General features: G+C 67.5%; 25 protein-coding genes. 18 read left to right on the forward strand and 7 right to left on the reverse strand.

Annotated features, from left to right (window positions below; all coding sequences use genetic code 11):
• Positions 1-73: 73 nt before the first annotated feature.
• Positions 74-1,780, reverse strand: coding sequence for an AMP-binding protein (locus QZM67_RS06000; protein WP_043180183.1), 1,707 nt, complete (start codon positions 1,778-1,780; stop codon positions 74-76).
• A 205-nt stretch (positions 1,781-1,985) separates the two neighbouring features.
• Positions 1,986-3,119: an acyl-CoA dehydrogenase family protein gene (locus QZM67_RS06005; protein ID WP_175022077.1), complete on the reverse strand. Its 1,134-nt coding sequence runs from the start codon at positions 3,117-3,119 to the stop codon at positions 1,986-1,988.
• Positions 3,120-3,256: 137 nt separating this feature from the next.
• Here QZM67_RS06005 and QZM67_RS06010 point away from each other — a divergent pair, with 137 nt between their 5' ends.
• From QZM67_RS06010 to QZM67_RS06020, 3 genes are all read left to right on the forward strand, one after another.
• Positions 3,257-4,291, forward strand: coding sequence for an AraC family transcriptional regulator (locus tag QZM67_RS06010; protein ID WP_175022076.1), 1,035 nt, complete (start codon positions 3,257-3,259; stop codon positions 4,289-4,291).
• Positions 4,292-4,412: 121 nt separating this feature from the next.
• Complete coding sequence (locus QZM67_RS06015; RefSeq protein WP_301801245.1) at positions 4,413-5,984, forward strand: nodulation protein NfeD; 1,572 nt, start codon at positions 4,413-4,415, stop codon at positions 5,982-5,984.
• Complete coding sequence (locus QZM67_RS06020) at positions 5,981-6,754, forward strand: slipin family protein (protein WP_175021318.1); 774 nt, start codon at positions 5,981-5,983, stop codon at positions 6,752-6,754. The genes QZM67_RS06015 and QZM67_RS06020 overlap by 4 nt, the downstream gene beginning before the upstream one ends.
• A gap of 59 nt (positions 6,755-6,813) precedes the next feature.
• Here QZM67_RS06020 and QZM67_RS06025 read toward each other — a convergent pair whose 3' ends face one another.
• Positions 6,814-7,044 (reverse strand): hypothetical protein, encoded by a 231-nt coding sequence (locus QZM67_RS06025; protein ID WP_235995796.1) that lies wholly within the window; start codon positions 7,042-7,044, stop codon positions 6,814-6,816.
• Between the two features lie 333 nt (positions 7,045-7,377).
• On the opposite strand from QZM67_RS06025, the gene QZM67_RS06030 reads away from it, so the two are divergent.
• The 6 genes from QZM67_RS06030 to QZM67_RS06055 all read left to right on the forward strand — a co-directional run bounded on the left by QZM67_RS06030 (position 7,378) and on the right by QZM67_RS06055 (position 12,743).
• Positions 7,378-8,277: a M24 family metallopeptidase gene (locus QZM67_RS06030; protein ID WP_301801246.1), complete on the forward strand. Its 900-nt coding sequence runs from the start codon at positions 7,378-7,380 to the stop codon at positions 8,275-8,277.
• A gap of 45 nt (positions 8,278-8,322) precedes the next feature.
• Positions 8,323-10,110 (forward strand): SDR family oxidoreductase, encoded by a 1,788-nt coding sequence (locus QZM67_RS06035; protein WP_301801247.1) that lies wholly within the window; start codon positions 8,323-8,325, stop codon positions 10,108-10,110.
• A gap of 30 nt (positions 10,111-10,140) precedes the next feature.
• The gene (locus QZM67_RS06040) at positions 10,141-11,046 is read left to right on the forward strand and encodes a metal-dependent hydrolase (protein ID WP_043180201.1); all 906 of its coding nucleotides are present in this window, start codon (positions 10,141-10,143) and stop codon (positions 11,044-11,046) included.
• A gap of 79 nt (positions 11,047-11,125) precedes the next feature.
• On the forward strand, positions 11,126-11,413 hold the full coding sequence (locus QZM67_RS06045) for a hypothetical protein (protein WP_043180204.1): 288 nt from the start codon (positions 11,126-11,128) through the stop codon (positions 11,411-11,413).
• Positions 11,414-11,664: 251 nt separating this feature from the next.
• Entirely contained in the window at positions 11,665-12,042 is a 378-nt protein-coding gene (locus QZM67_RS06050; RefSeq protein ID WP_301801248.1) for a DUF2917 domain-containing protein, read from the forward strand.
• A 326-nt stretch (positions 12,043-12,368) separates the two neighbouring features.
• Positions 12,369-12,743: a DUF2917 domain-containing protein gene (locus tag QZM67_RS06055; RefSeq protein WP_301801249.1), complete on the forward strand. Its 375-nt coding sequence runs from the start codon at positions 12,369-12,371 to the stop codon at positions 12,741-12,743.
• 160 nt (positions 12,744-12,903) lie between these two features.
• Here QZM67_RS06055 and QZM67_RS06060 read toward each other — a convergent pair whose 3' ends face one another.
• Positions 12,904-13,182 carry a hypothetical protein gene (locus QZM67_RS06060; protein WP_096501652.1) on the reverse strand — a complete coding sequence of 93 codons (279 nt, stop codon included), beginning with the start codon at positions 13,180-13,182 and terminating at the stop codon, positions 12,904-12,906.
• Positions 13,183-13,972: 790 nt separating this feature from the next.
• Between QZM67_RS06060 and QZM67_RS06065 the strand changes: the two genes are divergently transcribed.
• Complete coding sequence (locus QZM67_RS06065) at positions 13,973-15,274, forward strand: NCS2 family permease (protein WP_175021313.1); 1,302 nt, start codon at positions 13,973-13,975, stop codon at positions 15,272-15,274.
• Positions 15,275-15,381: 107 nt separating this feature from the next.
• On the opposite strand, the gene QZM67_RS06070 is transcribed toward QZM67_RS06065, so the two are convergent.
• The 3 genes from QZM67_RS06070 to QZM67_RS06080 form a co-directional block, all read right to left on the reverse strand.
• Positions 15,382-17,340: a serine protease gene (locus tag QZM67_RS06070; protein WP_301801250.1), complete on the reverse strand. Its 1,959-nt coding sequence runs from the start codon at positions 17,338-17,340 to the stop codon at positions 15,382-15,384.
• Between the two features lie 230 nt (positions 17,341-17,570).
• Positions 17,571-17,861, reverse strand: coding sequence for a DUF1488 domain-containing protein (locus tag QZM67_RS06075; protein ID WP_039366385.1), 291 nt, complete (start codon positions 17,859-17,861; stop codon positions 17,571-17,573).
• A 240-nt stretch (positions 17,862-18,101) separates the two neighbouring features.
• A complete protein-coding gene (locus tag QZM67_RS06080; RefSeq protein ID WP_043181379.1) occupies positions 18,102-18,293 on the reverse strand; it encodes a DUF2964 family protein in 192 nt (63 codons plus the stop codon).
• A gap of 518 nt (positions 18,294-18,811) precedes the next feature.
• On the opposite strand from QZM67_RS06080, the gene QZM67_RS06085 reads away from it, so the two are divergent.
• From QZM67_RS06085 to QZM67_RS06120, 8 genes are all read left to right on the forward strand, one after another.
• Positions 18,812-20,725 (forward strand): sigma-54-dependent Fis family transcriptional regulator, encoded by a 1,914-nt coding sequence (locus QZM67_RS06085; protein ID WP_301801251.1) that lies wholly within the window; start codon positions 18,812-18,814, stop codon positions 20,723-20,725.
• Positions 20,726-20,805: 80 nt separating this feature from the next.
• Positions 20,806-21,108 (forward strand): 2Fe-2S iron-sulfur cluster-binding protein, encoded by a 303-nt coding sequence (locus QZM67_RS06090; RefSeq protein ID WP_031398745.1) that lies wholly within the window; start codon positions 20,806-20,808, stop codon positions 21,106-21,108.
• 58 nt (positions 21,109-21,166) lie between these two features.
• Positions 21,167-21,661, forward strand: coding sequence for an SRPBCC family protein (locus QZM67_RS06095; protein WP_175021310.1), 495 nt, complete (start codon positions 21,167-21,169; stop codon positions 21,659-21,661).
• A gap of 92 nt (positions 21,662-21,753) precedes the next feature.
• Positions 21,754-22,131: a DUF2946 domain-containing protein gene (locus QZM67_RS06100; RefSeq protein WP_175021309.1), complete on the forward strand. Its 378-nt coding sequence runs from the start codon at positions 21,754-21,756 to the stop codon at positions 22,129-22,131.
• 302 nt (positions 22,132-22,433) lie between these two features.
• Positions 22,434-22,799 carry a copper homeostasis periplasmic binding protein CopC gene (gene copC / locus QZM67_RS06105; RefSeq protein WP_175021307.1) on the forward strand — a complete coding sequence of 122 codons (366 nt, stop codon included), beginning with the start codon at positions 22,434-22,436 and terminating at the stop codon, positions 22,797-22,799.
• A 99-nt stretch (positions 22,800-22,898) separates the two neighbouring features.
• Entirely contained in the window at positions 22,899-23,345 is a 447-nt protein-coding gene (locus tag QZM67_RS06110) for a copper chaperone PCu(A)C (protein ID WP_301801252.1), read from the forward strand.
• Positions 23,346-23,376: 31 nt separating this feature from the next.
• The gene (locus QZM67_RS06115; RefSeq protein WP_175021305.1) at positions 23,377-23,550 is read left to right on the forward strand and encodes a hypothetical protein; all 174 of its coding nucleotides are present in this window, start codon (positions 23,377-23,379) and stop codon (positions 23,548-23,550) included.
• Positions 23,551-23,649: 99 nt separating this feature from the next.
• On the forward strand, positions 23,650-24,279 hold the full coding sequence (locus QZM67_RS06120; RefSeq protein WP_301801253.1) for a LysE family translocator: 630 nt from the start codon (positions 23,650-23,652) through the stop codon (positions 24,277-24,279).
• The last annotated feature ends 5 nt before the right edge of the window (positions 24,280-24,284 follow it).

Below are 24,284 nucleotides of genomic sequence, written 5' to 3' on the forward strand. Positions count from 1 at the left end.
ATATCGCCGCGCGGCCGGTTCAATTCGGCTGCGGGCGGCGGCCGCGACATGCGGCGCGCGGCCCGCGGTCACGTCACTTCAGTTCCGCGGCAAAATCTTCTTCCCAGTATTCGCCGGGCATCCGCGCAGACGCATCGTCGCCACGCTCGATCTCGCGGCGGCGCAGCTCGACGCGGCGGATCTTCCCCGAGATCGTCTTCGGCAGCTCCGCGAACTGCAGGCGGCGGATCCGCTTGTACGGCGCGAGCTTCTCGCGCGAGAAACGGAAAATCTCCAGTGCCAGCGCCGGGCTTTCCTCGTAGCCCTGCCGCAGCATGATGAAAGTCTTCGGCACCGACAGCCGCACGGGGTCGGGGCTCGGCACAACGGCCGCCTCGGCGATCGCCGGATGCTCGATCAACACGCTCTCGAGTTCGAACGGGCTCAGCCGGTAGTCGGACGACTTGAACACGTCGTCCGCGCGGCCGATGTACACGTAATAGCCGTCGTCGCCGCGCATCGCGATATCCGACGTGCGGTAGTGGCCGTCGCGCATCGCGTAGGCCGTCGCATCGGGATTGTTCGCATAGCCTGTCATCAGCCCGACCGGGCGCGTGACGTCGGCACCGATCGGCAGTGCAACCTCGCCTTCGGTCACGGGCGCGCCGTCCGGGTCGAGCAACTCGATCCGGTAGCCGGGCAGCGGCCGGCCCATCGAGCCCGCAACGACCGGCTGGCCCGGCGAATTGCCGATCAGGCAGGTCGTCTCGGTCTGGCCGTAGCCGTCGCGGATCGCGATGCCCCACGCCTTCTTCACGCGCTCGATGATCTCGGGATTCAGCGGCTCGCCCGCGCCGACGATCTCGCGCAGCTTCACGTCGAACGACGCGAGCGGCTGCTGCACGAGCATGCGCCACACGGTCGGCGGCGCGCACAGCGTCGTCACCTGGTATTTGACGAGCGCATCGAGTACCACCTTCGGCTCGAAGCGCGCGTAGTTGAATGCGAACACGCACGCCTGCGCATTCCACGGCGCGAAGAAGCAGCTCCACGCGTGCTTCGCCCAGCCCGGCGAGCTGATGTTCCAGTGGATGTCGCCCGGCTGCAGGCCGACCCAGTACATCGTCGACAGATGGCCGACCGGATAGGTGCGGTGCGTATGCTCGACGAGCTTCGGCTTCGACGTCGTGCCCGACGTGAAGTACAGCAGCATCGGATCATTCGCGTGCGTGACGGCGTCCGGTTCGAACGCGGCGCTCGCCGCGTAGCCGTCGTTCATCGCGAGCCAGCCCGCACGCGGCGCGCCGGCGACGATCTTCTGCGCGAGGCCGAGGTCGGGCTGTTCGAATTTGGCGGTTTCGTTCTCGTCGACGATCGCGTATTTCGCGCCGCCGATCTGCACGCGGTCGCGCACGTCGTCAGGTGACAGTTGCGTGGTGGCAGGCAGCACGATCGCACCGAGCTTCATCGCGGCGAGCATCGCGTCCCACAGCTCGACACGGTTCGGCAGCATCAGCAGGATCCGGTCGCCGCGCACGACACCGATCGAACGCAGCCAGTTCGCGATCCGCGACGAACGCTCGGACATCTGCGCGAACGAATACGGATCGCCCGTGCCGGTCGCCGCGTCGACGATCCACAGCGCGGGCTGGTCGTTGCCGCGTGCCATCGGGTCGAAGTAGTCGAGCGCCCAGTTGAACGCATCGAGCACCGGCCACTCGAACTCGCGGTAAGCGGTTTCGTAGTCGGTGCGATGGCGCAGCAGAAAGTCGCGTGCGTCCAGGAATGCCTGTACCGTCATCATTGTCTCCTGTCGGCCAGCGTGAGTGCTTTGGCACTTACGCTGGCCCCATGCCCTGGAAAGTCTCCATGCGTCGAACCGGGCACGCGCTGCAGCCCATGCCCGGTTGCCTCTGTTGCGGCGCACGGTCACGTCGTTGCGTGCCGCGTTCGCCGCGCTGCCCTCGTGCCCTGCGCAATGTTGTCGCCGGGGCAACCGTCGCGGCTCAAAGCTGCCGCGCGATCACCATCCGCTGCACTTCGCTGGTGCCTTCGTAAATCTGCGTGATGCGCGCGTCGCGATAGTGCCGCTCGACTTCGTAATCGACCAGATAACCGTAGCCGCCGTGGATCTGGATCGCGTCCGAACACACGCGCTCGGCCATCTCCGACGCGAACAGCTTGGCCTGCGACGCTTCCGACAGGCACGGCAGCCCGGCCGTGCGCAGCTTCGCCGCGTGATGCACGAGCAGGCGCGCGGCGTTGATCTGCACAGCCATGTCGGCGAGCTTCTGCTGGATCGCCTGGTGTTCGGCGATCGGCTTGCCGAACTGCACGCGCTCGCCCGCATAGCGGCGCGCCTTGTCGAACGCGGCGCGCGCGATGCCGAGTGCCTGCGCGGCGATGCCGATGCGGCCGCCTTCGAGGTTCGACAGCGCGATCTTCAGCCCTTCGCCGCGATTGCCGAGCAGGTTCTCTTCCGGAATCGCGCAATTCTCGAACGTGATCGGGCAGGTATCCGACGCACGGATGCCCATCTTCTTCTCGGGTTTGCCGACGATGAAGCCCGGCGTATCGGTCGGCACCAGGAACGCGGAAATGCCGCGCTTGCCGGCTTCCGGGTCGGTCATGGCAAAAACGATCGCGACACCCGCACGCTGGCCGTTGGTCACGAACTGCTTCGCGCCGTTCAGCACCCATTTGCCGTCGCGCAGTTCCGCACGCGTGCGCAGGTTGTTTGCCTCGGAGCCGGCGTGCGGCTCGGTCAGGCAGAACGCGCCGATCACGCGGCCCGCCGCCATGTCGGCCAGCCAGCGATCCTTCTGGGCCGGCGTGCCGAAGCCGAGGATCGGCCCGCAGCCGACCGAGTTGTGCACGCTCATCATCGTCGCGCACGCGGCGTCGCCGGCGGCGACCTCTTCCATCGCCAGTGCGTAGGCCACGTAGTCCGTATACGAGCCGCCCAGCTCCTGCGGCACGATCATCCCGAGCAGGCCGAGTTCGCCGAGCTGCGCGACGATCGCGTCGGGCAGGTGCGCATCGTGGTCCCATTGCGCCGCGTTCGGTGCCAGCATCTCGGTAGAAAACGCGCGTGCGGCATCGCGGATCATCCGCTGGTCTTCGGTGTAAAGCTCGTCCATGGTGCTGCTGTCTCCCGCGGCCGCCGGGCGCGACCGTCCTTGCGTTTCGATGCAACAAGTGTAGGCAAGCAGGCGCGACTGTTCGATGCTCGCGTCGCTCATTTACACTGAGCGTTTTTGCCACACCGGCGGCACGGATGAAGCAGGAAGACAAGGGAACCGTCGCGATCAGCCTCGTCGCTTACAGTGTCGCGCTCGCGACCCGGCGCGGCGTCGCGGCCGAGCCGCTGCTCGAGCAGGCCGGCATTACGCCCGCGCTGCTCGGGCAGCCGCGCGCACGGGTATCCGCGCAGCAATATGGCGCGCTGTGGAACGCGATCGCGCGCACGATGGACGACGAGTTTTTCGGGCAGGATCGCCACCCGATGCGCAGCGGCAGCTTCATCGCGATGAGCCAGGCGGCGCTGTCCGCCCGCGACGGGCTGCACGCGATGGCGCGCGCGGTGAATTTCTTGCACTGCGTGCTCGACGACCTGCACGCGGAGCTCGACGCGAACCCGCAGCGCGTGCGGCTGCGCTTCGTGCACCGCAACAACGGCGCGACGCCCGCGATGTTCACGTACGCGACCTATTTCATCATCGTCTACGGGCTCACCTGCTGGCTGATCGGGCGGCGCATCCCGCTGCTGCACGCGAGCTTCCGCTGCGACACGCCGCCCGCCGATCACGAATACCCGTCGATGTTCTGCGACGACATGCGATTCAACGAACCCGATTCGTATGTCGATTTCGATCCCGAATTCGCGACGCTGCCGGTCGTGCAGAACGCGAAGACGCTGAAGACGTTCCTGCGCAACGCGCCGGCCAGCTTCATCGTCAAGTACCGCAACCCGAACGCGCTCGCGCAGCGCGTGCGCGCGGTGCTGCGCGGGATGCCGCCGGCCGCGTGGCCCGGCGCGGGCGGAATGGCCGCGCGGCTGCACGTGGCCGAGGCCACGCTGCGCCGCAAGCTGCACCAGGAAGGCCACGCGTACCAGTCGATCAAGGACACGCTGCGGCGCGATCTCGCGTTCGAGGCGCTGGCCGACCCCGCGCGCACGATCGCCGACGTCGCGGCCGCGACCGGTTTCGCGGAACCGAGCGCGTTCTACCGCGCGTTCCGCAAATGGAGCGGGCGCAGCCCGGCCGACTATCGCGACGAAGTGCTCGCACGGGGCGGCGGCGCGGGCTGAAACCGGCCGGCACGGCCGTCGCTTCGCGCTTTCTGCCGAAACCGCCTAATCTTTAAGCATCGGGCCCAGGCCCTTTCCGCCAGCCGGACGGCACGCGGCCGCGCGCCGCCCGGACGTCGCGATGCACTTTCTCCGTCACGGGCCATCGCCGGCGCCTGCCACGCCCGGCGGCCACCCTCGTCACCCGCTGTCTGCGCGGGTCGCGCGCGCCGCGCTGTTCGCGGCGCTGCTCGTCGTGTGCGCCGCGGTCGCCGCGCCGCCGCCCGCCGAAGCACCCGCCGCGGCCCGCCCGGTCGTCGTGATCCCGATCAACGGCGCGATTGGCCCGGCCAGCGCCGATTTCATCGTGCGCTCGCTCGACCGCGCGGCACGCCAGCACGCGCCGCTCGCGATCCTGCAACTCGACACGCCCGGCGGCCTCGACACGTCGATGCGGCAAATCATCAAGGCCATCCTCGGCTCGCCAGTACCGGTCGCCGCGTTCGTCGCGCCGGGCGGCGCGCGGGCCGCGAGCGCGGGCACCTACATCGTCTATGCGAGCCACTTCGCGGCGATGGCGCCCGGCACCAATCTCGGCGCGGCGTCGCCCGTGCAGTTCGGGATCGGCGGCGCTGCGCCGCCGGGCGGGAACCCCGCCGCACCGCGGGCGCCGGGCGGCACCCCGGGGGCGTCAGGGACATCAGGTGCGTCCGAGGCCGCCACGCAGGCCGCGCTGCCGAGCGACACGCAATCGACCGAGATCCGCAAGGCGATGCAGGACGCCTCCGCGTATATCCGTGGCCTCGCGCAGCTGCGCGGGCGCAATGCCGAATGGGCCGAGCGCGCGGTGCGCGAGGCCGTGAGCCTGTCGGCAAACGAGGCGCGCGCGCAACATGTGGTCGACCTGATCGCGCAGGATCCGGCCGACCTCGCTCGCCAGCTCGACGGCCACACCGCGACGACCACCGCCGGCACGGCGCGGCTCGCGACCGCGCATGCGCCGCTCGTCGTGCTCCAGCCCGACTGGCGCAGCCGCTTCCTGGCGATCATCGCCGACCCGAACGTCGCGCTGATCCTCTTGACGATCGGCATCTACGGCCTCTTCTTCGAATTCGCGAACCCCGGCTTCGTGCTGCCGGGCGTCGTCGGCACGATCTGCCTGCTGATCGGGCTGTTCGCGATGCAGTTGCTGCCGATCAGCTATGCGGGCCTCGGCCTCGTGCTGCTCGGTCTCGGCTGCCTGGTCGCCGAGGCGTTCCTGCCGACCTTCGGCGTGCTCGGGTTCGGCGGGATCGTGTCGTTCACGATCGGCGCGCTGATGCTGATCGACACCGACGTGCCCGGCTACGGGATTCCGTGGCCCGTGATCGCGAGCCTCGCGCTCGGCGGCGGGCTGCTCGTCGCGGGCGTATCGAGCGTCGCGCTGCGCGCGCGGCGCCGCCCGGTCGTGACGGGTGCCGAGGCGATGGTCGGCAGCATCGGCGAAGTGCTCGACGACGGCCTGCTGGCCGACCAGCCGCACGGTGCGGCTGGCGCCGCGCCGTCCGCCGCCGGCTGGGCGCGCGTGCGCGGCGAGCGCTGGCGCGTGGCCAGCAGTGCGCCGCTCGCCGCGGGCTGCCGCGTGCGCGTCACCGGCCGTCACGGGCTGCTGCTCACCGTTGCCCCGCTCTACGACGTGCCGGCGCAAGAACAACACCAAGGAGAACCTTCATGATCGGTTACACGTTCGGCTTCAGCAGCGTCCTGATCGTCTTCGTCGTCGTGCTCGTCGCGTCGTCGATCCGTATCTTCCGCGAGTACGAGCGCGGTGTCGTGTTCATGCTCGGCCGCTTCTGGAAGGTGAAGGGGCCGGGGCTCGTGCTGATCATCCCGATCGTCCAGCAGGTCGTGCGGATCGACCTGCGCACCGTCGTGTTCGACGTGCCCGCGCAGGACGTGATCACGCGCGACAACGTGTCGGTGAAGGTCAATGCGGTCGTGTATTTCCGGGTGGTCGATCCGGAGAAGGCCGTGATCCAGGTCGCGCGCTTCTTCGAGGCGACGAGCCAGCTCGCGCAGACGACGCTGCGCGCGGTACTCGGCAAGCACGAGCTCGACGCGCTGCTCGCCGAGCGCGAGCAGCTGAACGCCGACATCCAGAAGACGCTCGACGCGCAGACCGATGCGTGGGGGATCAAGGTGTCGACGGTCGAGATCAAGCACGTCGACCTGAACGAGACGATGATCCGCGCGATCGCGCGGCAGGCCGAGGCCGAGCGCGAGCGGCGTGCGAAGGTGATCCATGCGGAAGGTGAATTGCAGGCGTCCGAGAAGCTGCTGCAGGCCGCGCAACGGCTCGCGCTGCAGCCGCAGGCGATGCAGCTGCGCTACCTGCAGACGCTGACGACGATCGCGGCGGACAAGAACTCGACGATCGTGTTTCCGCTGCCGATCGATCTGCTGGGGACGTTGCTGGAACGGTTGGGGGGGAAGCGGGAGGGGTAAGCGCGCGCAGCGGCCATCGGATCGTCCCGTGTACAGCCTTGCGTACGTCGATCGCCGCCCTAACCCGCTGCCGCCAGAATGGAATCGATCAGTTCGGCGCCGCCTTCAATGTCCTCGTTACCCACGAACCGGGACACTTCCATGTGCCCGTCATCGAACACGTCGATCTCGATACGCTGTCCGACGACCGTCACGGACACGAGAATGGCGTCTGGTCGATGCCGACTGAGTGCATAAGCCAGATGTGCACCATCCAGCCTCGTCAGCAAGTCAAAAATTGGATGAGTCATGCCGGATCCCATTTCCTGAATCGGTTGTCGTTGAGCAGTTAAAGCACCGCGGTGCGGGCACGGACCATTCTTACGAAATCATTTCACTACGGCCCAATTATCGACAAGTATCATCGGCGAATGACGTGTGCCACCACGCCGACCTCGCCCATCCCGCCTCTAGAGCTTCCCCTCCATTTCCCCGATCCATTAGGACAAATCCTCACGTCCGTCGGCGCGGAACCGTCTATGATCATTACATCGCTCAATGACACATTAAATGCTGACTGAATAACCCGCGACGGTGACGCCGACGGGCGCGTTCCGGATCAGCGCCCCAAACGGAGACGCGCCATGGCCGACCACCACCCGCTGCCGGAAGTCCACCTCGACGAGCTGCCGCAATTCCGCGCGGTCCAGCAGCTGGCCTACCGCTGCGTCGAAACCGTCGGCGCGATGCTCTACCCCGGCATCACCGAAAAGGAAGCCGCGCGCCTGCTGACCGAATGGCTGCAGGACAACGGCGTGCACGACTGGCTGCACAAGCCGTTCGCGTGGTTTGGCGACCGCACCGCGTTCGAGGGCTTCTCGGGACTCAAGCACATGGGCGGCTTCAATCTCGCATTCTTCCCGAGCAACCGCCAGCTCGAAACCGACATGCCGGTGATCCTCGACGTCGCGCCGGTGCTCGACGGCATCGTCGCCGACGTCGGCTACGCGCACTGCCTCGGCCACAACCCGATCCTCGAACAGCTGCAGGACGACCTGATGGACCATCGCGACATGATCGTGCGGCTCGTGAAGGAGCGCCGGTCGATGGCCGAAGTCGCGCAGGAAGTCGACGCGCTGTGCCGCCGCCAGGGCGTCGAGCCGCGCCACAAGGCCTATCCGTTCAAGGTGCTCGCGCATCGCGTCGCGAAGATCCACAAGCTGTCGAAGCCGCGCTTCGTCGCGCGCTTCGGGCTGAACGCGACGCGCAATCTGCTGCTCGACCAGGGCCGCGCGGCAAAACAGCAAGGCTGGTCGCCGCTGTGGTCGATCGACCGCCGCTCCGAGCATGCACCGGTGCCGGGCCTGTGGGCGGTCGAGCCGCATCTCGGCTTCTCTGGCGTCGGCGCGAAATTCGAAGAGCTGCTGGTCATCACCGAAGACGACGCGTACTGGCTCGACGACGACCTGCCGCACGTGCGTCGCTGGCAGCGCCGCCAGGCCGAGCGTACGCAGACCGTCGCGACCGTGCCGGCCGCCGCCTGACACGCACGCGCCCTTCCTCCCGACTCCCTGAACGACGGACTCACGATGCAGCCTCTTTCCGACGAAGCGCCGCTGGCCCTGTTCGAATCGGTTCATAGCGAAACGGCGGTCGCCTCCGGCGACCTGACGCTCGCGATCAAGACTTGGGGCGACCCGGCCCGCTCGCCGGTCGTGCTCGTGCACGGCTATCCCGACGACAGCAGCGTCTGGCAGCACGTCGCGCCGCTGCTCGCGCGCAAGCACTTCGTGATCGCGTACGACGTGCGCGGCGCGGGCCTGTCCGGCGTGCCGAAGCGCACGGCCGACTACCACCTCGCGAAGCTGACCGACGACTTCGTCGCGGTTATCGACGCGCTCTGCCCCGGCCGCGCCGTGCACCTGATCGCGCACGACTGGGGCTCGATCCAGGGCTGGGAATTCGTCACCGATCCGCGCCTCGCCGGCCGCATCGCGTCGTACACGTCATGCTCGGGGCCGTGCCTCGACCACGTCGGCTTCTGGCTGCGCGAACGCGTGCTGCGCCCGACGCCCGCGTCGCTCGCCAAGCTCGGCGGCCAGCTCGTGCGGTCGTGGTACGTGTACCTGTTCCACCTGCCGTTCATCCCCGAACTCGGCTGGCGGCTGTGGCTCGGCCGCGCGTGGCCGCGCCTGCTGCGCCGGCTCGAGAAGACGCCGGCCGCGCCGCGCCCGACGCAGGCCGACGACGGCGCGCGCGGCGTACGCCTCTATCGCGCAAACTTCATCCGCTGCCTGTTCGCGCCGCGCGAACGCTACGCGCATGCGCCGGTGCAGACGATCGTGCCGCTCGGCGACAAATACGTGAGCCCCGCGCTGTCCGAGAACCTGTCGCGCTGGGTGCCGCAGTACTACCGTCGCGAAGTCGCGGCCGGCCACTGGCTGCCGCTCGCCGATCCGGCGCGCTTCGCGGATCTCGCCGGGCAACTGATCGACGCGGTCGAAGCGGGCAACGAACCGCCCGCGCTCGCGAACGCGCGCCGCCGTGCAACCAGCGGCCGCTTTAGCGGCAAGGTCGCGGTGGTGACCGGCGCGGGCAGCGGCATCGGCCGCTGCGCGGCGCTCGCGTTCGCCCGCGAAGGCGCGACGATCGTCGCGTGCGACATCGATCTCGCGAGCGCCGAGCGCACCGCGCTGCTGATCGGGCTGACCGGCGCCCAAGCGCACTCGAAACGCGTCGACGTCGGGTCCGCCGACGAGATGGAAGCGCTCGCGACGTGGGTCGGCAGCGAACTCGGCGGCGCGGACGTCGTGATCAACAACGCGGGCATCGGCATGGCCGGCGGCATCCTCGACACCAGCACGCGGCACTGGGAGCGCATCCTGCACGTGAACCTGTGGGGCGTGATCCACGGCTCGCGATTGTTCGCGCAGCAGATGGCCGCGCGCGGCACCGGCGGGCACATCGTCAACACCGCATCGGCCGCCGCGTTCGGGCCGTCGCGCGACCTGCCCGCGTATGCGACGACGAAGGCCGCCGTGCTGATGCTCAGCGAATGCATGCGCGCGGAACTCGCGGAACAAGGCATCGGCGTGACGGCCGTGTGCCCAGGCTTCGCGGAAACCGGAATCATGGCGTCGACGCAATACGCGGGCACCAATGCACAGGACGAAGCGCGGCTGCGCAAGCGCGCGACGAAGCTGTACCAGATGCGCGGCCTGAAACCCGAAACTGTCGCGCAGGCGATGGTCGACGGCGTGCTGCGCAACCGCCCCGTCGTCGCGGTCGGCGGCGAGGCGCACGCGATGCGCTTCGTCGGCCGCTTCATGCCGTGGCTCGGCCGGATGATCGCCCGCGTCAGCATGGCATCGCATTGACGGCGCATGACGCCGCACAGGGAGACAAAGATGACCGATACCGCCGACTATCACAAGATCAAGGCCCGGCACGTGAAGTTCGACTTCAGCGACACGCCGATTACCTGGGTGCCGAACGACCCGGCCAGCACGCACATCATCAACACGCTGAACCTGCTGTTCCCGGAAGGCGAGCTGTGGTTCTGCCGCGTGTACAACAAGGCATTGCCGCTGATCACCGATGCGCGCCTGCGCGACGAGGCCGAAGGCTTCCTGCGGCAGGAAGCCGTGCATTCGCGCTCGCACGGCGGCGTGCTCAAGCACTACTACGACCGGCACGGGATCGACACGAAGCCGTTCACGCAGAAGCTCAATCGCCTCTTCACGCGCGTGCTCGGCGAACAGCCGCTCGGGCTGAAGATCGGCCACACGCGCTTCTGGCTGCGGCAGCAGCTCGCGGTGATCGCGTCGCTCGAGCATTTCTTCGGCTATCTCGGCAACTGGGTGCTCAACGCGCACGGGCTCGACGAAGGGAAAGCCGACCCGACGATGGTCGACCTGCTGCGCTGGCACGGCGCGGAGGAAGTCGAGCACCGCACGGTCGCGTTCGACATCTACCGGCACATGGGCGGCACCTATCCGGAGCGCTGCGTGCATATGGCGTTCGTGATCCTGCTGCTGCTCTACTACATCACGACGGGCGCGAAGTTCATGTACCGGCGCGACCCGGACGCCGGCCGCTACCCGGGTTTCGTGCTCGCGTGGTGGCATGGCTCGCGGCGTGGGCACCTGCCGTCGTTCTGGAAGGTGATCGGTGCGGCGCTGCGCTATTTCAAGCCGAGCTATACGCCGCACCACGAAGGCTCGACCGAGCAGGCGCTCGCCTACCTCGCCCGCTCGCCGGCCGCGCAGGCGGCCGCGCACGGCGGCAACTGGGGCACGGCGAAGGGCGCCTGAGCGGATTTCCAACCGGCTCGGCGGGCGGCGCCCGCCGAAATGCGTACAATCGCGGCTTCAATTTCCCGGAGGTGCCGCGATGGCCATGAAGAAAACCGATCTCGAAAAGAACAAGGCGCTCAAGCTGACGCACGCGATGAAGCAGTCAGGCTCCGCGCGTTTCGGCAAGGGTGCCGACGACGCAGCCAAGCTCGACCGCCGCGCGCAGCGCAAGCTCGACCAGGAACAGGGCCTCGTGCCGTTCGCGTGCAAGCTCAACGCCGAACTCGTCGAACAGCTGAAGGCACGTGCAGCCACGCACCCGGAAGGGATGACGGGCCTGCTGTCCGAGCTGCTCGTGAACGGGCTCGCGCAACGCGACGCGTGACCGCCACGTATCTCGAAAATTCCGTTGACATTGCTGCGCCGGCGCGACACACTCGTTCGCATGCCTACGCTCAAGCCCGCCGCCATCGCGCATAAAAACCGAGTGAACGCCCATACGGGGCGATCACCGGGGGCGCTTGTGCGTTAGCATCGAGATTCAGTTGCGCATGTCACAAGGCCTCGCCGGAAACGGATGAGGCCTTTTTGTTTTGGTGCGCGTCATCCCGCCCGGCTCAACGGATGGAGATGACGATGGACCAAGCAAGCCGGCTGGTTGTCTGCCCCGATCGGTGCCGCACCGATGCGATCGCATTGCCGCGGGTCGTGATGCAATTCACGGTCGCGCCGCGCAAGACGCTGACGTGGCGCGCGCAACACGACGCCGAGATCCGCGTGCACGACGCGACGCTGTGGGTCACGCGGCTGGGCAGCGTCGACGATTACTGGATACGCACCGGCGACGTGCTGCGCGTGCAGCGCGGTGATCGTATCTGGATGAGCACCGACGACGACCGTCCGGCCGAAGCATCGATCACGACCGCATACGCGACGAGACGCGGCGCGTGGCTCGCGCATGGGCTCGCACGAATACGCAGCTTGCTACGCGAGCGATGTCGAAGTCGATCTTGACGACAGCGCTGCTGCGCACTGCATACGGGTGCGCGGCGGCGTCACAACATTCCGCGCGCGTATGTCGATGCATCGCGCTCGCCTGTCCCGAAAATTGTCGTTGACAACACCGCACCACGCAGACAAACTCGTTCGCATGCCTACGTACACGCTAATCGCCGTCGCGATTCATTGCTCGATGAACCTTCGATCGAAGGGTTCACGGGAGGCGCTTGTGCGTTAGCAATCGAGCAGTACCGCATGTCACACAAGGCCTCACCGGAAACGGATGAGGCCTTTTTGTTCTGGTGCGCGTCATCCGTCCGGCTCACTGAATGGAGAAGACGATGGACCAGGCAAGCCCGCTGTTTGACCGTCCCGATCGGCGCCGCGCCGGCACGATCGCGTTACCGACTGTCGTGATCCGTTTCGCGATCGCGCCGCGCGCGACGCTGACGTGGCGCGCGCCGCAGGACGCGGAGCTCCGCGTGTATGGCGCGGCGCTGTGGGTCACGCGCCCGCCGAACGTCGACGATTGCTGGGTACAGCCCGGCGACGTGCTGCGCATCGCACGCGGCGAGCGCATCTGGCTCGGCACCGATGCCGACCGGTCGGCGGAAGCGACGATCACGACCGCGTTCGTGCAGCGCAGTGAGCGCTTCAGGCGCACGCTCGCGCTGGTGCAACGTTTGCTCTTTGGGGCAGGGAGAAGGAGCGGATGAGCGACGCGCCGTCAGGCGCGCGAGTCGCGGAACGGCCGCGACCGGAAACGGACGCACCTGCGGCGTAACGCGCCGCAGGTGCGCATCGAATGACGCGGCACGCCGGTGCGTGCCGCGCGCGATCGCGCGCCGTGCGCAGCGACGGGATGCAACAGGTGCATCAGGTGCTGGCGGCGAGACGCGGGCCCGTGCTTCGGGGAGTGGAATCAAGGTCGGGGCGTTGCGCTGCCTGCGAGGTCACCCACGGATCGATGCCCTGCTTCTGCACCTCCTCGAGGAATGACACACGTGCGCGCCAGTAATCCGCTTGTAATTTCGCGTCGATGACGCGCTGTTCGGCAGCGAACAGTTCCATGCGCGCCGTCACGAGCATCGACGCAGCGGTTTTTTCCGGCGTGGGGGCGTGTCGCATCGCCCAACGGCTGATCCAGTTCAACATGCTGACCTCCGTGATTTACGGACGAACCCGCATCGGGCAATCGCAATCGGCCGTGCCTGCCCGAACGCGCAACGGCCTTGACCGCACTTCACCGCCCGGCCTGCACGGACTGCGACTCCCCCGCGTCGGCAATTACCGGCCGGCGTGTGCATGCGCGGTGTATCTATCCTAGAAAGACTTGCCGGTTTACGCGATGGGGTCTTGCAATCTTTTACACAGAAACCACAGTCGCCCCCGCTTCGCGAAATGACAGTTGCGGGCGGGACGGCTTCGGCGCACGATAGCCCGATATCTGCCACCGCCTGGACTGACGAATGGCCGCTGCACGCCGCTGCCGGGCATCCGCACCGGCCGCGCACGTGCGTTTGCGCGCACGCGCCGCCCGCCACGCATTCGTGCAGCATGCGGGCGCTCCGTTTCAGTCGGATGTCATCTCGCAACCGCCGCGCGCGATCCGCCGTGCGTGCCGTGTTGCATGCCGTTGCGCACGCATCGGCCGGCCTCGTTCGCGTGTCCCGCTCCCGTTTCCGCCATTTCTTCCGGTTCGTTCCGCCCGAACCGGTAAAATGCGCGCCTTCGCCGCGCGGCCGGGCTGCCAGACCGTTCGCGCGCAGGCAGCCAAGCGATCGTGCGATCGTGCCCTCCAACTATATCGTCCGAGCTATCCGCGCTATTACAATCCGCCGATAGCCGGGCAATAGTGGCTGGGTACAGTAAGCCGGCCGCGCGCTGCCTTTACAACAATTCGGCACAACAAGCAACACGACAACCCGACCGGAGAAACGCCTTCATGGAATCCATCAAGCGGTATTTCGGCTTCGCTGAAGCCGGCACCGACTTCCGCACCGAAATACTCGCGGGCGTCACCACATTCCTGACGATGGCCTACATCATCTTCGTCAACCCCGCGATCCTCGGCGACGCCGGCATGCCGAAGGAATCCGTGTTCGTCGCGACCTGCCTCGTCGCGGCGCTGGCGTCGATCATCATGGGGCTGTACGCGAACTACCCGATCGCGTGCGCGCCCGGCATGGGCCTGAACGCGTATTTCGCGTATACGGTCGTCAAGGGGATGGGCTTCACGTGGCAGGCCGCGCTCGGCGCGGTGTTCATCTCCGGCTGCCTGTTCCTGCTCGTCACGCTGTTCCGCGTGCGCGAGGCGATCGTCAACGGCATTCCGAAATCGCTGCGGATCTCGATCACCGCGGGTATCGGCCTGTTCCTCGGCATCATCTCGCTGAAGACGTCGGGCGTGATCGTCGGCAACCCGGCCACGCTCGTCACGCTGGGCGACCTGCACAAGCACGACACGATCCTCGCGATCATCGGCTTCTTCACGATCGTCACGCTCGACCACCTGCGCGTGCGTGGCGCGATCCTGATCGGCATCATCGGCGTCACGATCCTGTCGTTCTTCTTTGGCGACAACCAGTTCCACGGCGTGTTCTCCGCGCCGCCGTCGATCGACGCAACGCTGTTCAAGCTCGACATCCGCGCCGCACTGTCGACCGGCATCATCAACGTGATCCTCGTGTTCTTCCTCGTCGAGCTGTTCGACGCGACCGGCACGCTGATGGGCGTCGCGAACCGTGCGGGCCTGCTCGTCGAAGGCAAGATGAACCGCCTGAACAAGGCGCTGCTCGCCGACAGCACGGCGATCGTCGCGGGCTCGGTGCTCGGCACGTCGTCGACCACCGCGTATATCGAAAGCGCATCGGGCGTGCAGGCCGGCGGCCGCACGGGCGTGACGGCGATCACCGTCGCGGTGCTGTTCCTCGCGTGCCTGTTCATCGCGCCGCTCGCCGGCGTCGTGCCGGCGTACGCCACGGCACCGGCACTGCTGTACGTGTCGTGCCTGATGCTGCGCGAGATGGTCGACGTACCGTGGGACGACGCAACGGAAGCCGTGCCGGCCGCGCTGACCGCGCTGCTGATGCCGTTCACGTACTCGATCGCAAACGGTGTTGCGTTCGGCTTCATCGCGTACGGTGGCCTCAAGCTGCTGACGGGCCAGGCCCGCACGGTCAAGCCGATCGTGTGGGTCATCGCCGCCGTGTTCCTGTTCCGCTTCTTCTATCTCGGCAGCGAGTGACGGCGGCGCCTCGGCGCGATGCAGGATGCACGACGAAAAAACGCCACCTTCGGGTGGCGTTTTTCGTTGTGCATGCCATGACTGCCGTACCGCCTTGTCCGCGCGGATTACGGTGTCGCGACGCCCTTGAGTTCGTCGTCGTACAGCCGCTGCGCCAGCGTCGGATCGACCATCTTGACGCGGCGATACAACTGCACCGCGTCATCGACCCGCCCGGTGCGGCGATAAGCGACCGCCAGGTTCGCCATGACTTGCGCGTCGTCGGGATACGCGCGGTTCATTTCCTCGAAGATCCCGACCGCCGCATCGGGCCGCTTGCCGCGAATCGCCGCGATGCCCATCGCCTCCCGCGCCAACCGGTTCGACGGATCGATCTTCAATGCACGCGCAGCCGCGGCCGACGCTTCGTCGGGCTGGCCGATCACGTTCAGTTCGCCCGCGAGCACCACCCACCCTGCCGCCAGCGAGTCGTCCAGCGCAACCGCGCGCCGGAACGATGCAACGGCCTGCGCATGCTGGCCCAGTTGCGCCAGCGTCACGCCGTGCATCCGCCATGCCCTCACGTCGCCGTCGTTCAGCTTGATGGCGCGGTCGAGCGCGCTCAACGCATCGACATAGTTCGACTGTGTCATGTACAGCGCACCGAGCCGCAACCAGTATTCGGCATTGTCCGGCGCCGCTTCAACCGCACTGTGCATCGCACTGGACGCATTGCCGGACTGGCCTTGCAGCGCATACGCCTGGGTGAGCGCGCCCTGAATGAGCGCGGTCGCGGCGGGATCGCCCGCCTTCTGCACCTTCAGCGCGTGCTGGTAACTGGCGATCGCGTCCGCGAGGTGGCCGAGATCGTATTGCGCGCGGCCGAGCGCGTACCAAAGCCGCGCATCGTCGGGAAACGCCTTCAACCCGTCGTTCAGCACGCCGATGGTCGCCTGGGCGTCCGGCTGCGTCGAGGCCAGCAGCGTCCACGCATCGGCCCGGCGCGAACCGGACAGCGCATGTACGCCCCGTTCGAACAACGGTCGCGCATCGGCCTTGTCGCCACGCCGCAAATACGCGATGCCGAGATTCATCGGCAGCATCGCGTCCGACGGATCGGCACGCATGCCGGCATTGAACGCGTCGAGCGCGCGATCCATCTGCCCCAGCTCGGCATACGTGTTACCGAGCGACGCCCAGCCGAATGCGTATGACGGATCGTTTTCGACCGAACGGCGATAGGCGGCCAGGCTGAGCGCGCCGCGATCGGGCAGCCGGCTCGTACGATAGGCATTGCCGAGGCTGTTCCATGCCCAGGCGCTGCGCGGACGCGCGACCGTCCACGCAAGGTCATGGCGAATCAACCCGTCGACGTCGTTCGCGACCGCGTACGCGCGCGCCTGGCTCATCCATGCGGTCGCTTCGAGCGGCAGGTCGACGGCCGGCATCCGCGCCGCCACGGTCGCAATCCACTCGACCGGCAGCACCATATAGAGCGACGCGGCATTGTCCGCGCGGGTGCCCACCATGCCGATCAGATTGCCCTGCTCGTCGTAGACGCCGGCCCCTGGTTCGGGCAGGTGCGGCGCCGCCGGATTCGGCGACGCGAGCACACCGGAATGTATGCCGTCGTCCGCCGCCCATGCATGGCAGCACGCGCGCAGCGCAACGGGATCGCGACGGCCGAATCGCGCGCCCGCCAGATAGGCGGTCGTGGCCGACTCCTGACTTCGCGCCGTCAACGGCACGGCGGCGACGTCGAGATCCGTCGCTTCGACGATGCAGATGTCCCGATCCTGGTTGCCCGCGACGAGACGCGCGGGATGACGGCGGCCATCGGCCGATGCGATGTCGAATGCCGGCCGGCCTGCGAGCCGATGACACGGCGTCGCAACGCGGCCCGGCGCCACGACGATGCCGCCCGTCGTGATGTCGCCCGCGACGACGTTGACCTCACCTGGCGCGAGCTGACCGATCGCGTCGTCATCCGATCGAACCGCCCCATCGGCCATCGACATGCCGACTGCGAGCAACCATGCGCCTGCCAGCAGGTGGCGCGCCTTCCCCCATCCCGAACGAGTATCCACGTGCGGTGCCCTCTTTTTATTGTGTTGGTATTCGAATGATTTTCTCTGCGATCCTGACGAATCGAGATGCCGGTTCGTGTCGGCACACTAGCAGCCGCCCCGGTGCAGCAGCAATCCGGTGCGGCCCGCATACGAAAATGCCGCCCGGCCCCGCCGAACGGCATTGCGTGAAAGGCAACGTCTTCGTGTGCGCCGCGTTTAGCGACGCGCGCCGCAAGACGAGCGTCGTGTCATCCGCGCCAGTTGGCCTCGTAGAAGCGTACGTAGCCGCTGCGCAGCGTCACGCATTGCGCGCGCGTCTCCGACAGCAGGCGTCGTGCAGCCGCCTCGATACGGTCGCGGTGCTGGTCGAATGCACCGACCATGTCCTCGAAACGCGGCGACGCCGCGCCGAAGTGATCTTCCAGCGCCTCGGCGGTGATCTGACATTGGACGCGCTCGCCATTGACCAACGCCGTGAACGCAAGCATCAGGTCGCGCCCCGAATACTCGGGCTTCTCGTTCGTGAAATGGATCTGCATGGGAGCCGCCTCGACCGGTAGAAAACGAATGACCGCGTCCGTCGTCCGCTACCGGCCGGACGAAATGTACGCGGGCTCGCCGACGGAGGCACGGCCCGCGGGGATAGGCGCGGACAATGCATGCCGGTTGATTTCCACTTTAGACGGTTTCGCGCAGGAGACAAATTTTCCGGCATGCGTCGTTCCGACGCGCATTTCCTCAGATCAGCGCGGCATCCGGCACCGTTTCGGAAACCGGCGTCAGTGAGGATCGGTCGGCCAGACGTTGAGCGCAATGGCAGCGGTCGTGGCGCCCAGCGCAATCGCAGCCGCCCCGTATCGCACCGCATCGGTCAGATCGAACAGCAGCCCGTGGATCGCCACGGCGATGCCGCCCAGCATGATGAAGGTGGCGATGGCCGCCAGCACGACTCTCAGTTCCGTCCGAACCATGATGCCTCTCCCGAACGGATGCATGTCGCGTCGCATGCATGTTGCAATGCGGAACACGGCGCGTGCGTGCTCCCTTTCCATCATTGCAGGCGGCCGTTTAAAAGCAAGGGGATTTTGTTCGCGGTCGCACATCGTACGCGGCGCTTGTATGATGATGCGTACCCGGATGGTTGCCGTTCGCACACCGATGGTGCGCCGCACGCGGAGGCGGGAATCTGTGGAGGATTTCGGTGAGGGTGCGTGTGCCGAATCGGCCAATTTCGAAGAGCATGGGGCCTGGGTGAGCGTTGAAGTGCCAGTTGGGGTCGACCGCGAAGCATGGGGCATCAGCAAGCGCTAAAGCGCTGACTGCGGCCGACCGCGAAGCATGGGACCTGAGTAAGCGCTAAAGCGCTAACCGGGGCCGACCGCGAAGCATGGGGTCCCAGTAAGCGCTAAAGCGCTAACTGGGACCGACCGCGAAGCATGGGGTCCCAGTAAGCGCTAAAGCGCTAACTGGGACCGACAGGAGACAAGTCATGCCGCAACCCTTCGTGCTGCCCGCCACCGCGGGTCGCACCGACCTGCTCGCGCAGGCGCATGCGCGTTCGACCGCGGTCGGCCTGCGCGCGCACGAACGCCCCGATTTCTCGCCGCTGTCGCGCATCGCGCTGCGCGAACTGCTCGACACGAATCACGCGCTGTTCTCGCATGCGCGACCGGTGATGGAAAACCTCCACGCGCAAATCGCCGACACGCAAAGCCTCGTGCTGCTGACCGACGCCGACGGCGTGATCCTGCACAGCATCGGCGACGCGGACTTCATCGAGAAAGCCAACCGCGTCGCGCTGTGTACGGGCGTCTCGTGGGCGGAAGGCGCGCGCGGCACCAACGCGATCGGCACCGCGCTCGCATCGGGCCAGGCCGTCGCCGTGCACGGCGACGAACACTTCCTGCACGCCAACCATATCCTCACCTGCTCGTGCGCGCCGATCTTCGATCCGTTCGGCCGCACGCTCGGCACGCTCGACGTCAGCGGCGATCCGCGCGGCTCGAGCCCGCATACGCTCGCGCTCGTGCGGATGTCCGCGCAACTGATCGAGAACCACCTGTTCGCGAACCAGTGCGCGGAAGCCTTGCGGCTGCGCTTTCACGCGCACGAGGAATGTGTCGATTCGCTGTTCGCCGGGCTCGTCGCATTCGGGCCCGACGGCGGGCTGCTCGCCGCGAACCGCAGCGCACAGTTCCAGCTCGGCGCGTCGTTCGACGCACTGCAGCATCAGGCCAGCGACGCGCTGTTCGGCATGCGCTTCGGCCAGCTCGCGCAGCAGGCGGCACGCGCCCCCGGCGCGCTGTTCCGCCTCACGCTGTCGACCGGCGTACGCGTGCTGGCGCGCTGCGAATTCGCGGACGCGCACAAGACCACCGTCGCCGTCACGCCGCCCGTACCGGCCGCACGCGTGCGCACGCCGGATCCCGACGCGATCACGTTCGCGACGCTCGACACCGGCGACGCACGCATGGCCGCCGTGCTCGAACGCGTCGCGAAGATCCGCGGGCGCGACCTGCCGCTGCTGATCCTCGGCCAGACCGGCACCGGCAAGGAATGGCTCGCCCGTGCACTGCACCAGGCATCGCCGCGCGCGGACGGCCCGTTCGTCGCGGTCAACTGCGCGGCGCTGCCGGATTCGCTGATCGAGGCCGAGCTGTTCGGCTACGAGGACGGCGCGTTCACGGGCGCGCGCAAGCGCGGCAGCCCCGGCAAGATCGTGCAGGCCGACGGCGGCACGCTGTTTCTCGACGAAATCGGCGACATGCCGCTCGCACAGCAGGTCAGGCTGATGCGCGTACTGCAGGAACGCGCGGTGATGCCGCTCGGCGGCGCGCGTGCCGTGCCGGTCGACGTGCGCGTGGTCTGCGCGACCCATCGCGACCTGCGCGCGATGATCGCGGAAGGCACGTTCCGCGAAGACCTGTTCTACCGGATCAACGGGCTCGCGGTCACGCTGCCGGCGCTTGCCGCCCGCACCGACCTGCCCGCGCTCATCGAGCGGATTCTCGCGCGGCTCGCGCGCAGCGAACCGATGCCGCGCCGCATCGCGGCCGACGTGCTCGACGCGTTCACGCGCCACCGCTGGCCCGGCAACCTGCGCCAGATGACCAACGTGCTGCGCACGGCCGGCATGCTGGCCGAAGACGAAGCGGAAATCACGCTCGCCCATTTGCCCGACGATTTCTGGCTCGACTGCGAGGACGCACCGGCGGCACCGGCCGCACCTGCCACCGCAACGCCGCCCGCATCGGCCCGCGCGCGCGAAGGAGCGACGCTGCAAAGCCATCAGGCCGCGGTGATCGATGCCGCGCTTGCGCGGCATGGCGGCAACGTGTCGGCGGCCGCGCGCGAGCTCGGTCTCGCCCGCAATACCGTGTACCGGCACCTGCGCCGCCACTGACGCCAGCCGCCGGCCGGCGCCGGCCGCGAGCCCGTTCGGGTATGCTTGGCGCGTTGCCGCCGCCCGCCTCTGCCTCCGCCATGACCGATCCGGAACACCCTCCCCTCGTGCGCATCGAGCCGCTCGGCGCGACCTTCGATGCGCCCGATTCGCTGACGCTGCTCGAAGCCGCCGCGTTCGCGCGCGTGTCGCTGCCGCGTTCGTGCCGCAACGGCACGTGCCGAAGCTGCCTTTGCCGGATCGTCAGCGGCAGCGTACGCTACACGATCGAATGGCCGGGGCTGAGCCGCGAGGAAAAAGCCGACGGCTATACGCTGCCGTGCGTGGCCGTCGCGACGTCGGACCTCGTGCTCGACGTGCCCGACGCGGTCATGCTCGACTAGACGCGGCGCGCGCTCGCGCGTGCCGTCCTGCCAAGGTTGATCCTGTGTGGAGAACGTCATGACCCAGCAAACCGATCGCATCGAAAAGCAGGCGCTGCTCAACGCATCGCCCGACCGCGTGTGGGAAGCCGTCAGCAATTCCGGCGAATTCGGCCAGTGGTTCGGCGTCACGTTCGACGGGCCGTTCACGGCCGGCCAGCCGCTGTTCGGTCGCATCACGCCGACACGCGTCGACGATGATGTCGCCAAGGCACAAGAGCCCTATGCCGGCACGGTGTTCGAAATCGTCGTCGATCGCGTCGAGCCGAAGCAACTGCTCTCGTTTCGCTGGCATCCGTTCGCGATCGATCCGAATTTTGATTACACGTCCGAGCCGATGACGCTCGTCACGTTCGCGCTCGCCGCACAGGGCGGCGGCACGCTGCTCACCGTCACCGAAACGGGCTTCGATCAGTTGATCGAAACGCGCCGCGCGAAGGCGCGCGAGATGAACGATCACGGCTGGGCCGCACAGATGACGTTGATCACGAAATACCTGGCGAAGCATGCATAGCGCGCCGCCACGCCGCACGTCCATGCCGACATGCGCATCGACGTGCGTGGCATAATCCGCTCCATCGTCGTCCAAACGTCGCCGCGCATCGCATGCTGAGTCGTCGCCTCCGGAAGATCGGCAGTCTGATCGGGATGCTCGCCATCCTGATGACGGCGCTCGCGCCGACGATCTCGCAGGCACTGACGACGCAACAGCGCGTCGAGACGCTGCTGGCCGGCTACTGCACGGCCGCGCCGGCCACCGGCGACCGGTCCGCCGATGCGTCGCCGAAAAGCCTGCAGGCCCACCTCCAGGCATGCGGCTATTGCAGCCTCCTTGCTCACACACCCGCACTGCCCGCGCCCGAACTGACGTTCGCGGCCAACGTGCACGTCATTCAGCACCGCGAAGCGACCCGCTTCGAAAGCCTGCGCCGCGCGCTGCCGCTCACGGCCGCGCAACCGCGCGCCCCTCCGTTCGCGTCCTGATTCGTCGTCAACGCCCGTGATGCCCTTGCGCATCGCGTGGCTCGCGCACGCCGCCGGCGTGCGTGACGTGTCACGTTTCGAAGGACGATCATGTCTCACCGTGTTGCGCGCGGCGCCGTGCCGTGCGTGCGGCTGGCTGCTTCCGGTCCGGCGTATCGCGCCGACATTCGCCCGCGGGCGAACGTCAAGCCGTACATGCTCGCGCCGACATCGGCCGCCATCGGTGCTGCCGAGATGGTGCGTGTGCATCCGTCCGTCGAATCCGTGTTGCTCAATCCGATTCGCCACTCGCACACTCGACCATGAAAACCACCACGTTCGTTCGCGGCGCACTCGCCGCACTCGGCTTCGTCGCCATCCAGGCCGCCCAGGCCCACGCGCTCCCGAAAACCCAGGAACCGGCCGCCAACGCCACGCTGTCGACCGCGCCGCACGCGGTCACGATCGGGTTCAGCGAAGCGCTCGAGCCCGCTTTCAGCTCGATCGCCGTCACCGACAGCCACGGGCAGTCGGTCGTCGACGGCAAATCGTCCGTCGATGCCGGCAACCGGAAGCGCATGCAGGTCGCGCTGACCAGCCTGACGGCCGGCACGTATACGGTCGCATGGATCGCGGTAGCCAGTGACGGCCATCGCACGCAAGGCCACTACGCGTTCACGCTGAAATGAGGTTCGCGATGCGCATCGGCGTGCCGCGCCGGTCGCGTCGCTGCCCCTACCCGCTGCATCCGCTGCATCCGCTGCATCCATCCATAAGGAGAACCAACCATGAAACGCTCGATTCCGTCCGCCCTGCTGTTCGCACTGCTGGCACTGCAAGCCCCCGCCACGTTCGCCGCGTCGGCCGTGCAGGCAGAAAACTGCTGGATCCGCGCGATGCCGGCGACCGTTCCGTCGTCCGGCTACTTCACGCTGAAGAACGACGGCGACGCCCCCGTCACGCTGACGGGCCTCGACACGCCCGCGTACGGGATGGCGATGCTGCATGAGACGCAGACGAACGGCAGCACCGCGAAGATGGTTCATGTCGACACCGTCGAAGTCCCCGCGCACGGCACGGTGTCCTTCAAGCCGAAGAGCTATCACGTGATGCTGGAGCAACCGCGCCAGGCCGTCGCGCCCGGCGCGAAGGTGCCGTTCCGGCTGCATTTCGCGGACGGTTCGACGGTGTCCGTGACCTGCGACGCGAAGGCGCCGACCTACGCCGGCCAGTAACGCCACCCGCCCCCGATCGAAGGAGACGCACATGAAACACCGCCTGCCGCTGGCCGACCTGATCGTCCGCTACCGGACGCCGCTGAACGTCGCCGTGATGATCGTCTGCGGGATGTGGGCCGGGTGGATCGCGTGGATGACGCGGCCCGCCGCGATCGATACGCCACCGTCGATCCCTGCGTACTGCATGCGCGACGCAAGCTGACACGCTGCGACGGCACGGTTCCGGCGGAAGCCTGCGTCAATTATTGGCGTGGCATCATCGTTTCATCCCGACCGCCGGAACCGCCTCTCGGAGCGCCGCATGTCCCTTCAGACCTGGATGCTGTTCGCCGCAGCCTATCTCGCCACGACGCTGTCGCCGGGGCCGAACGTGCTGCTCGTCATCCGCAACACGGTGCGCTACGGCACGCACGGCACGGCCGCGACGATCGCGGGCAACCTCGTCGCGCAAGGCGTGGTCGTGCTGCTCGTCGCGCTCGGCGTCGGCGCGGTGCTGGCCGCGATGCCGCCGCTGTTCGTCGCGATGAAGGTGATCGGCGCCGCGTACCTGATGTTCCTGGGGATCCGGCAACTGCGCGGCGACCGCAAGGCCGCCGCTTCGACCGGTGCGGCGGAGATCGCCATGCCCGACCGCAGGAAACTGTTCCGCGAAGCGCTGTTCGTCTCGGGCAGCAATCCGAAGACGATGATCTTCCTGTCGGCGTTCATGCCGCAGTTCATCGTGCACGACCGCCCGCTCGCGCTGCAGTTCGTCGTGATGTACGCGACGATCGCGTGCACCGTCGTGGTCGTTCACAGCGTCTATTCGGTCGGCGTGCGCCGGTTCCATCGCGGCTTCGGCATGAGCCGCGCGGTGCGTGCGCTCAAGCGTGCCAGCGGGCTGCTGTTCGTCGGGCTCGGAATCAAGCTGCTGACTGCGCGGCAGGCGTAAGGCGC

It is taken from the genome of Burkholderia sp. AU45251 (genome assembly GCF_030482905.1).
Taxonomy (GTDB): domain Bacteria; phylum Pseudomonadota; class Gammaproteobacteria; order Burkholderiales; family Burkholderiaceae; genus Burkholderia; species Burkholderia aenigmatica.

Coding starts and splice junctions, on each gene's coding strand:
- QZM67_RS06000 (WP_043180183.1), bottom strand. CDS start 1,780: ATGACGGTACAGGCATTCCTGGACGCACGCGACTTTCTGCTGCGCCAT.
- QZM67_RS06015 (WP_301801245.1), top strand. CDS start 4,413: ATGCACTTTCTCCGTCACGGGCCATCGCCGGCGCCTGCCACGCCCGGC.
- QZM67_RS06010 (WP_175022076.1), top strand. CDS start 3,257: ATGAAGCAGGAAGACAAGGGAACCGTCGCGATCAGCCTCGTCGCTTAC.
- QZM67_RS06095 (WP_175021310.1), top strand. CDS start 21,167: ATGACCCAGCAAACCGATCGCATCGAAAAGCAGGCGCTGCTCAACGCA.
- QZM67_RS06075 (WP_039366385.1), bottom strand. CDS start 17,861: ATGCAGATCCATTTCACGAACGAGAAGCCCGAGTATTCGGGGCGCGAC.
- copC (WP_175021307.1), top strand. CDS start 22,434: ATGAAAACCACCACGTTCGTTCGCGGCGCACTCGCCGCACTCGGCTTC.
- QZM67_RS06025 (WP_235995796.1), bottom strand. CDS start 7,044: ATGACTCATCCAATTTTTGACTTGCTGACGAGGCTGGATGGTGCACAT.
- QZM67_RS06045 (WP_043180204.1), top strand. CDS start 11,126: ATGGCCATGAAGAAAACCGATCTCGAAAAGAACAAGGCGCTCAAGCTG.
- QZM67_RS06100 (WP_175021309.1), top strand. CDS start 21,754: ATGCTGAGTCGTCGCCTCCGGAAGATCGGCAGTCTGATCGGGATGCTC.
- QZM67_RS06090 (WP_031398745.1), top strand. CDS start 20,806: ATGACCGATCCGGAACACCCTCCCCTCGTGCGCATCGAGCCGCTCGGC.
- QZM67_RS06050 (WP_301801248.1), top strand. CDS start 11,665: ATGGACCAAGCAAGCCGGCTGGTTGTCTGCCCCGATCGGTGCCGCACC.
- QZM67_RS06110 (WP_301801252.1), top strand. CDS start 22,899: ATGAAACGCTCGATTCCGTCCGCCCTGCTGTTCGCACTGCTGGCACTG.
- QZM67_RS06085 (WP_301801251.1), top strand. CDS start 18,812: ATGCCGCAACCCTTCGTGCTGCCCGCCACCGCGGGTCGCACCGACCTG.
- QZM67_RS06055 (WP_301801249.1), top strand. CDS start 12,369: ATGGACCAGGCAAGCCCGCTGTTTGACCGTCCCGATCGGCGCCGCGCC.
- QZM67_RS06120 (WP_301801253.1), top strand. CDS start 23,650: ATGTCCCTTCAGACCTGGATGCTGTTCGCCGCAGCCTATCTCGCCACG.
- QZM67_RS06040 (WP_043180201.1), top strand. CDS start 10,141: ATGACCGATACCGCCGACTATCACAAGATCAAGGCCCGGCACGTGAAG.
- QZM67_RS06065 (WP_175021313.1), top strand. CDS start 13,973: ATGGAATCCATCAAGCGGTATTTCGGCTTCGCTGAAGCCGGCACCGAC.
- QZM67_RS06035 (WP_301801247.1), top strand. CDS start 8,323: ATGCAGCCTCTTTCCGACGAAGCGCCGCTGGCCCTGTTCGAATCGGTT.
- QZM67_RS06060 (WP_096501652.1), bottom strand. CDS start 13,182: ATGTTGAACTGGATCAGCCGTTGGGCGATGCGACACGCCCCCACGCCG.
- QZM67_RS06020 (WP_175021318.1), top strand. CDS start 5,981: ATGATCGGTTACACGTTCGGCTTCAGCAGCGTCCTGATCGTCTTCGTC.
- QZM67_RS06080 (WP_043181379.1), bottom strand. CDS start 18,293: ATGGTTCGGACGGAACTGAGAGTCGTGCTGGCGGCCATCGCCACCTTC.
- QZM67_RS06115 (WP_175021305.1), top strand. CDS start 23,377: ATGAAACACCGCCTGCCGCTGGCCGACCTGATCGTCCGCTACCGGACG.
- QZM67_RS06005 (WP_175022077.1), bottom strand. CDS start 3,119: ATGGACGAGCTTTACACCGAAGACCAGCGGATGATCCGCGATGCCGCA.
- QZM67_RS06030 (WP_301801246.1), top strand. CDS start 7,378: ATGGCCGACCACCACCCGCTGCCGGAAGTCCACCTCGACGAGCTGCCG.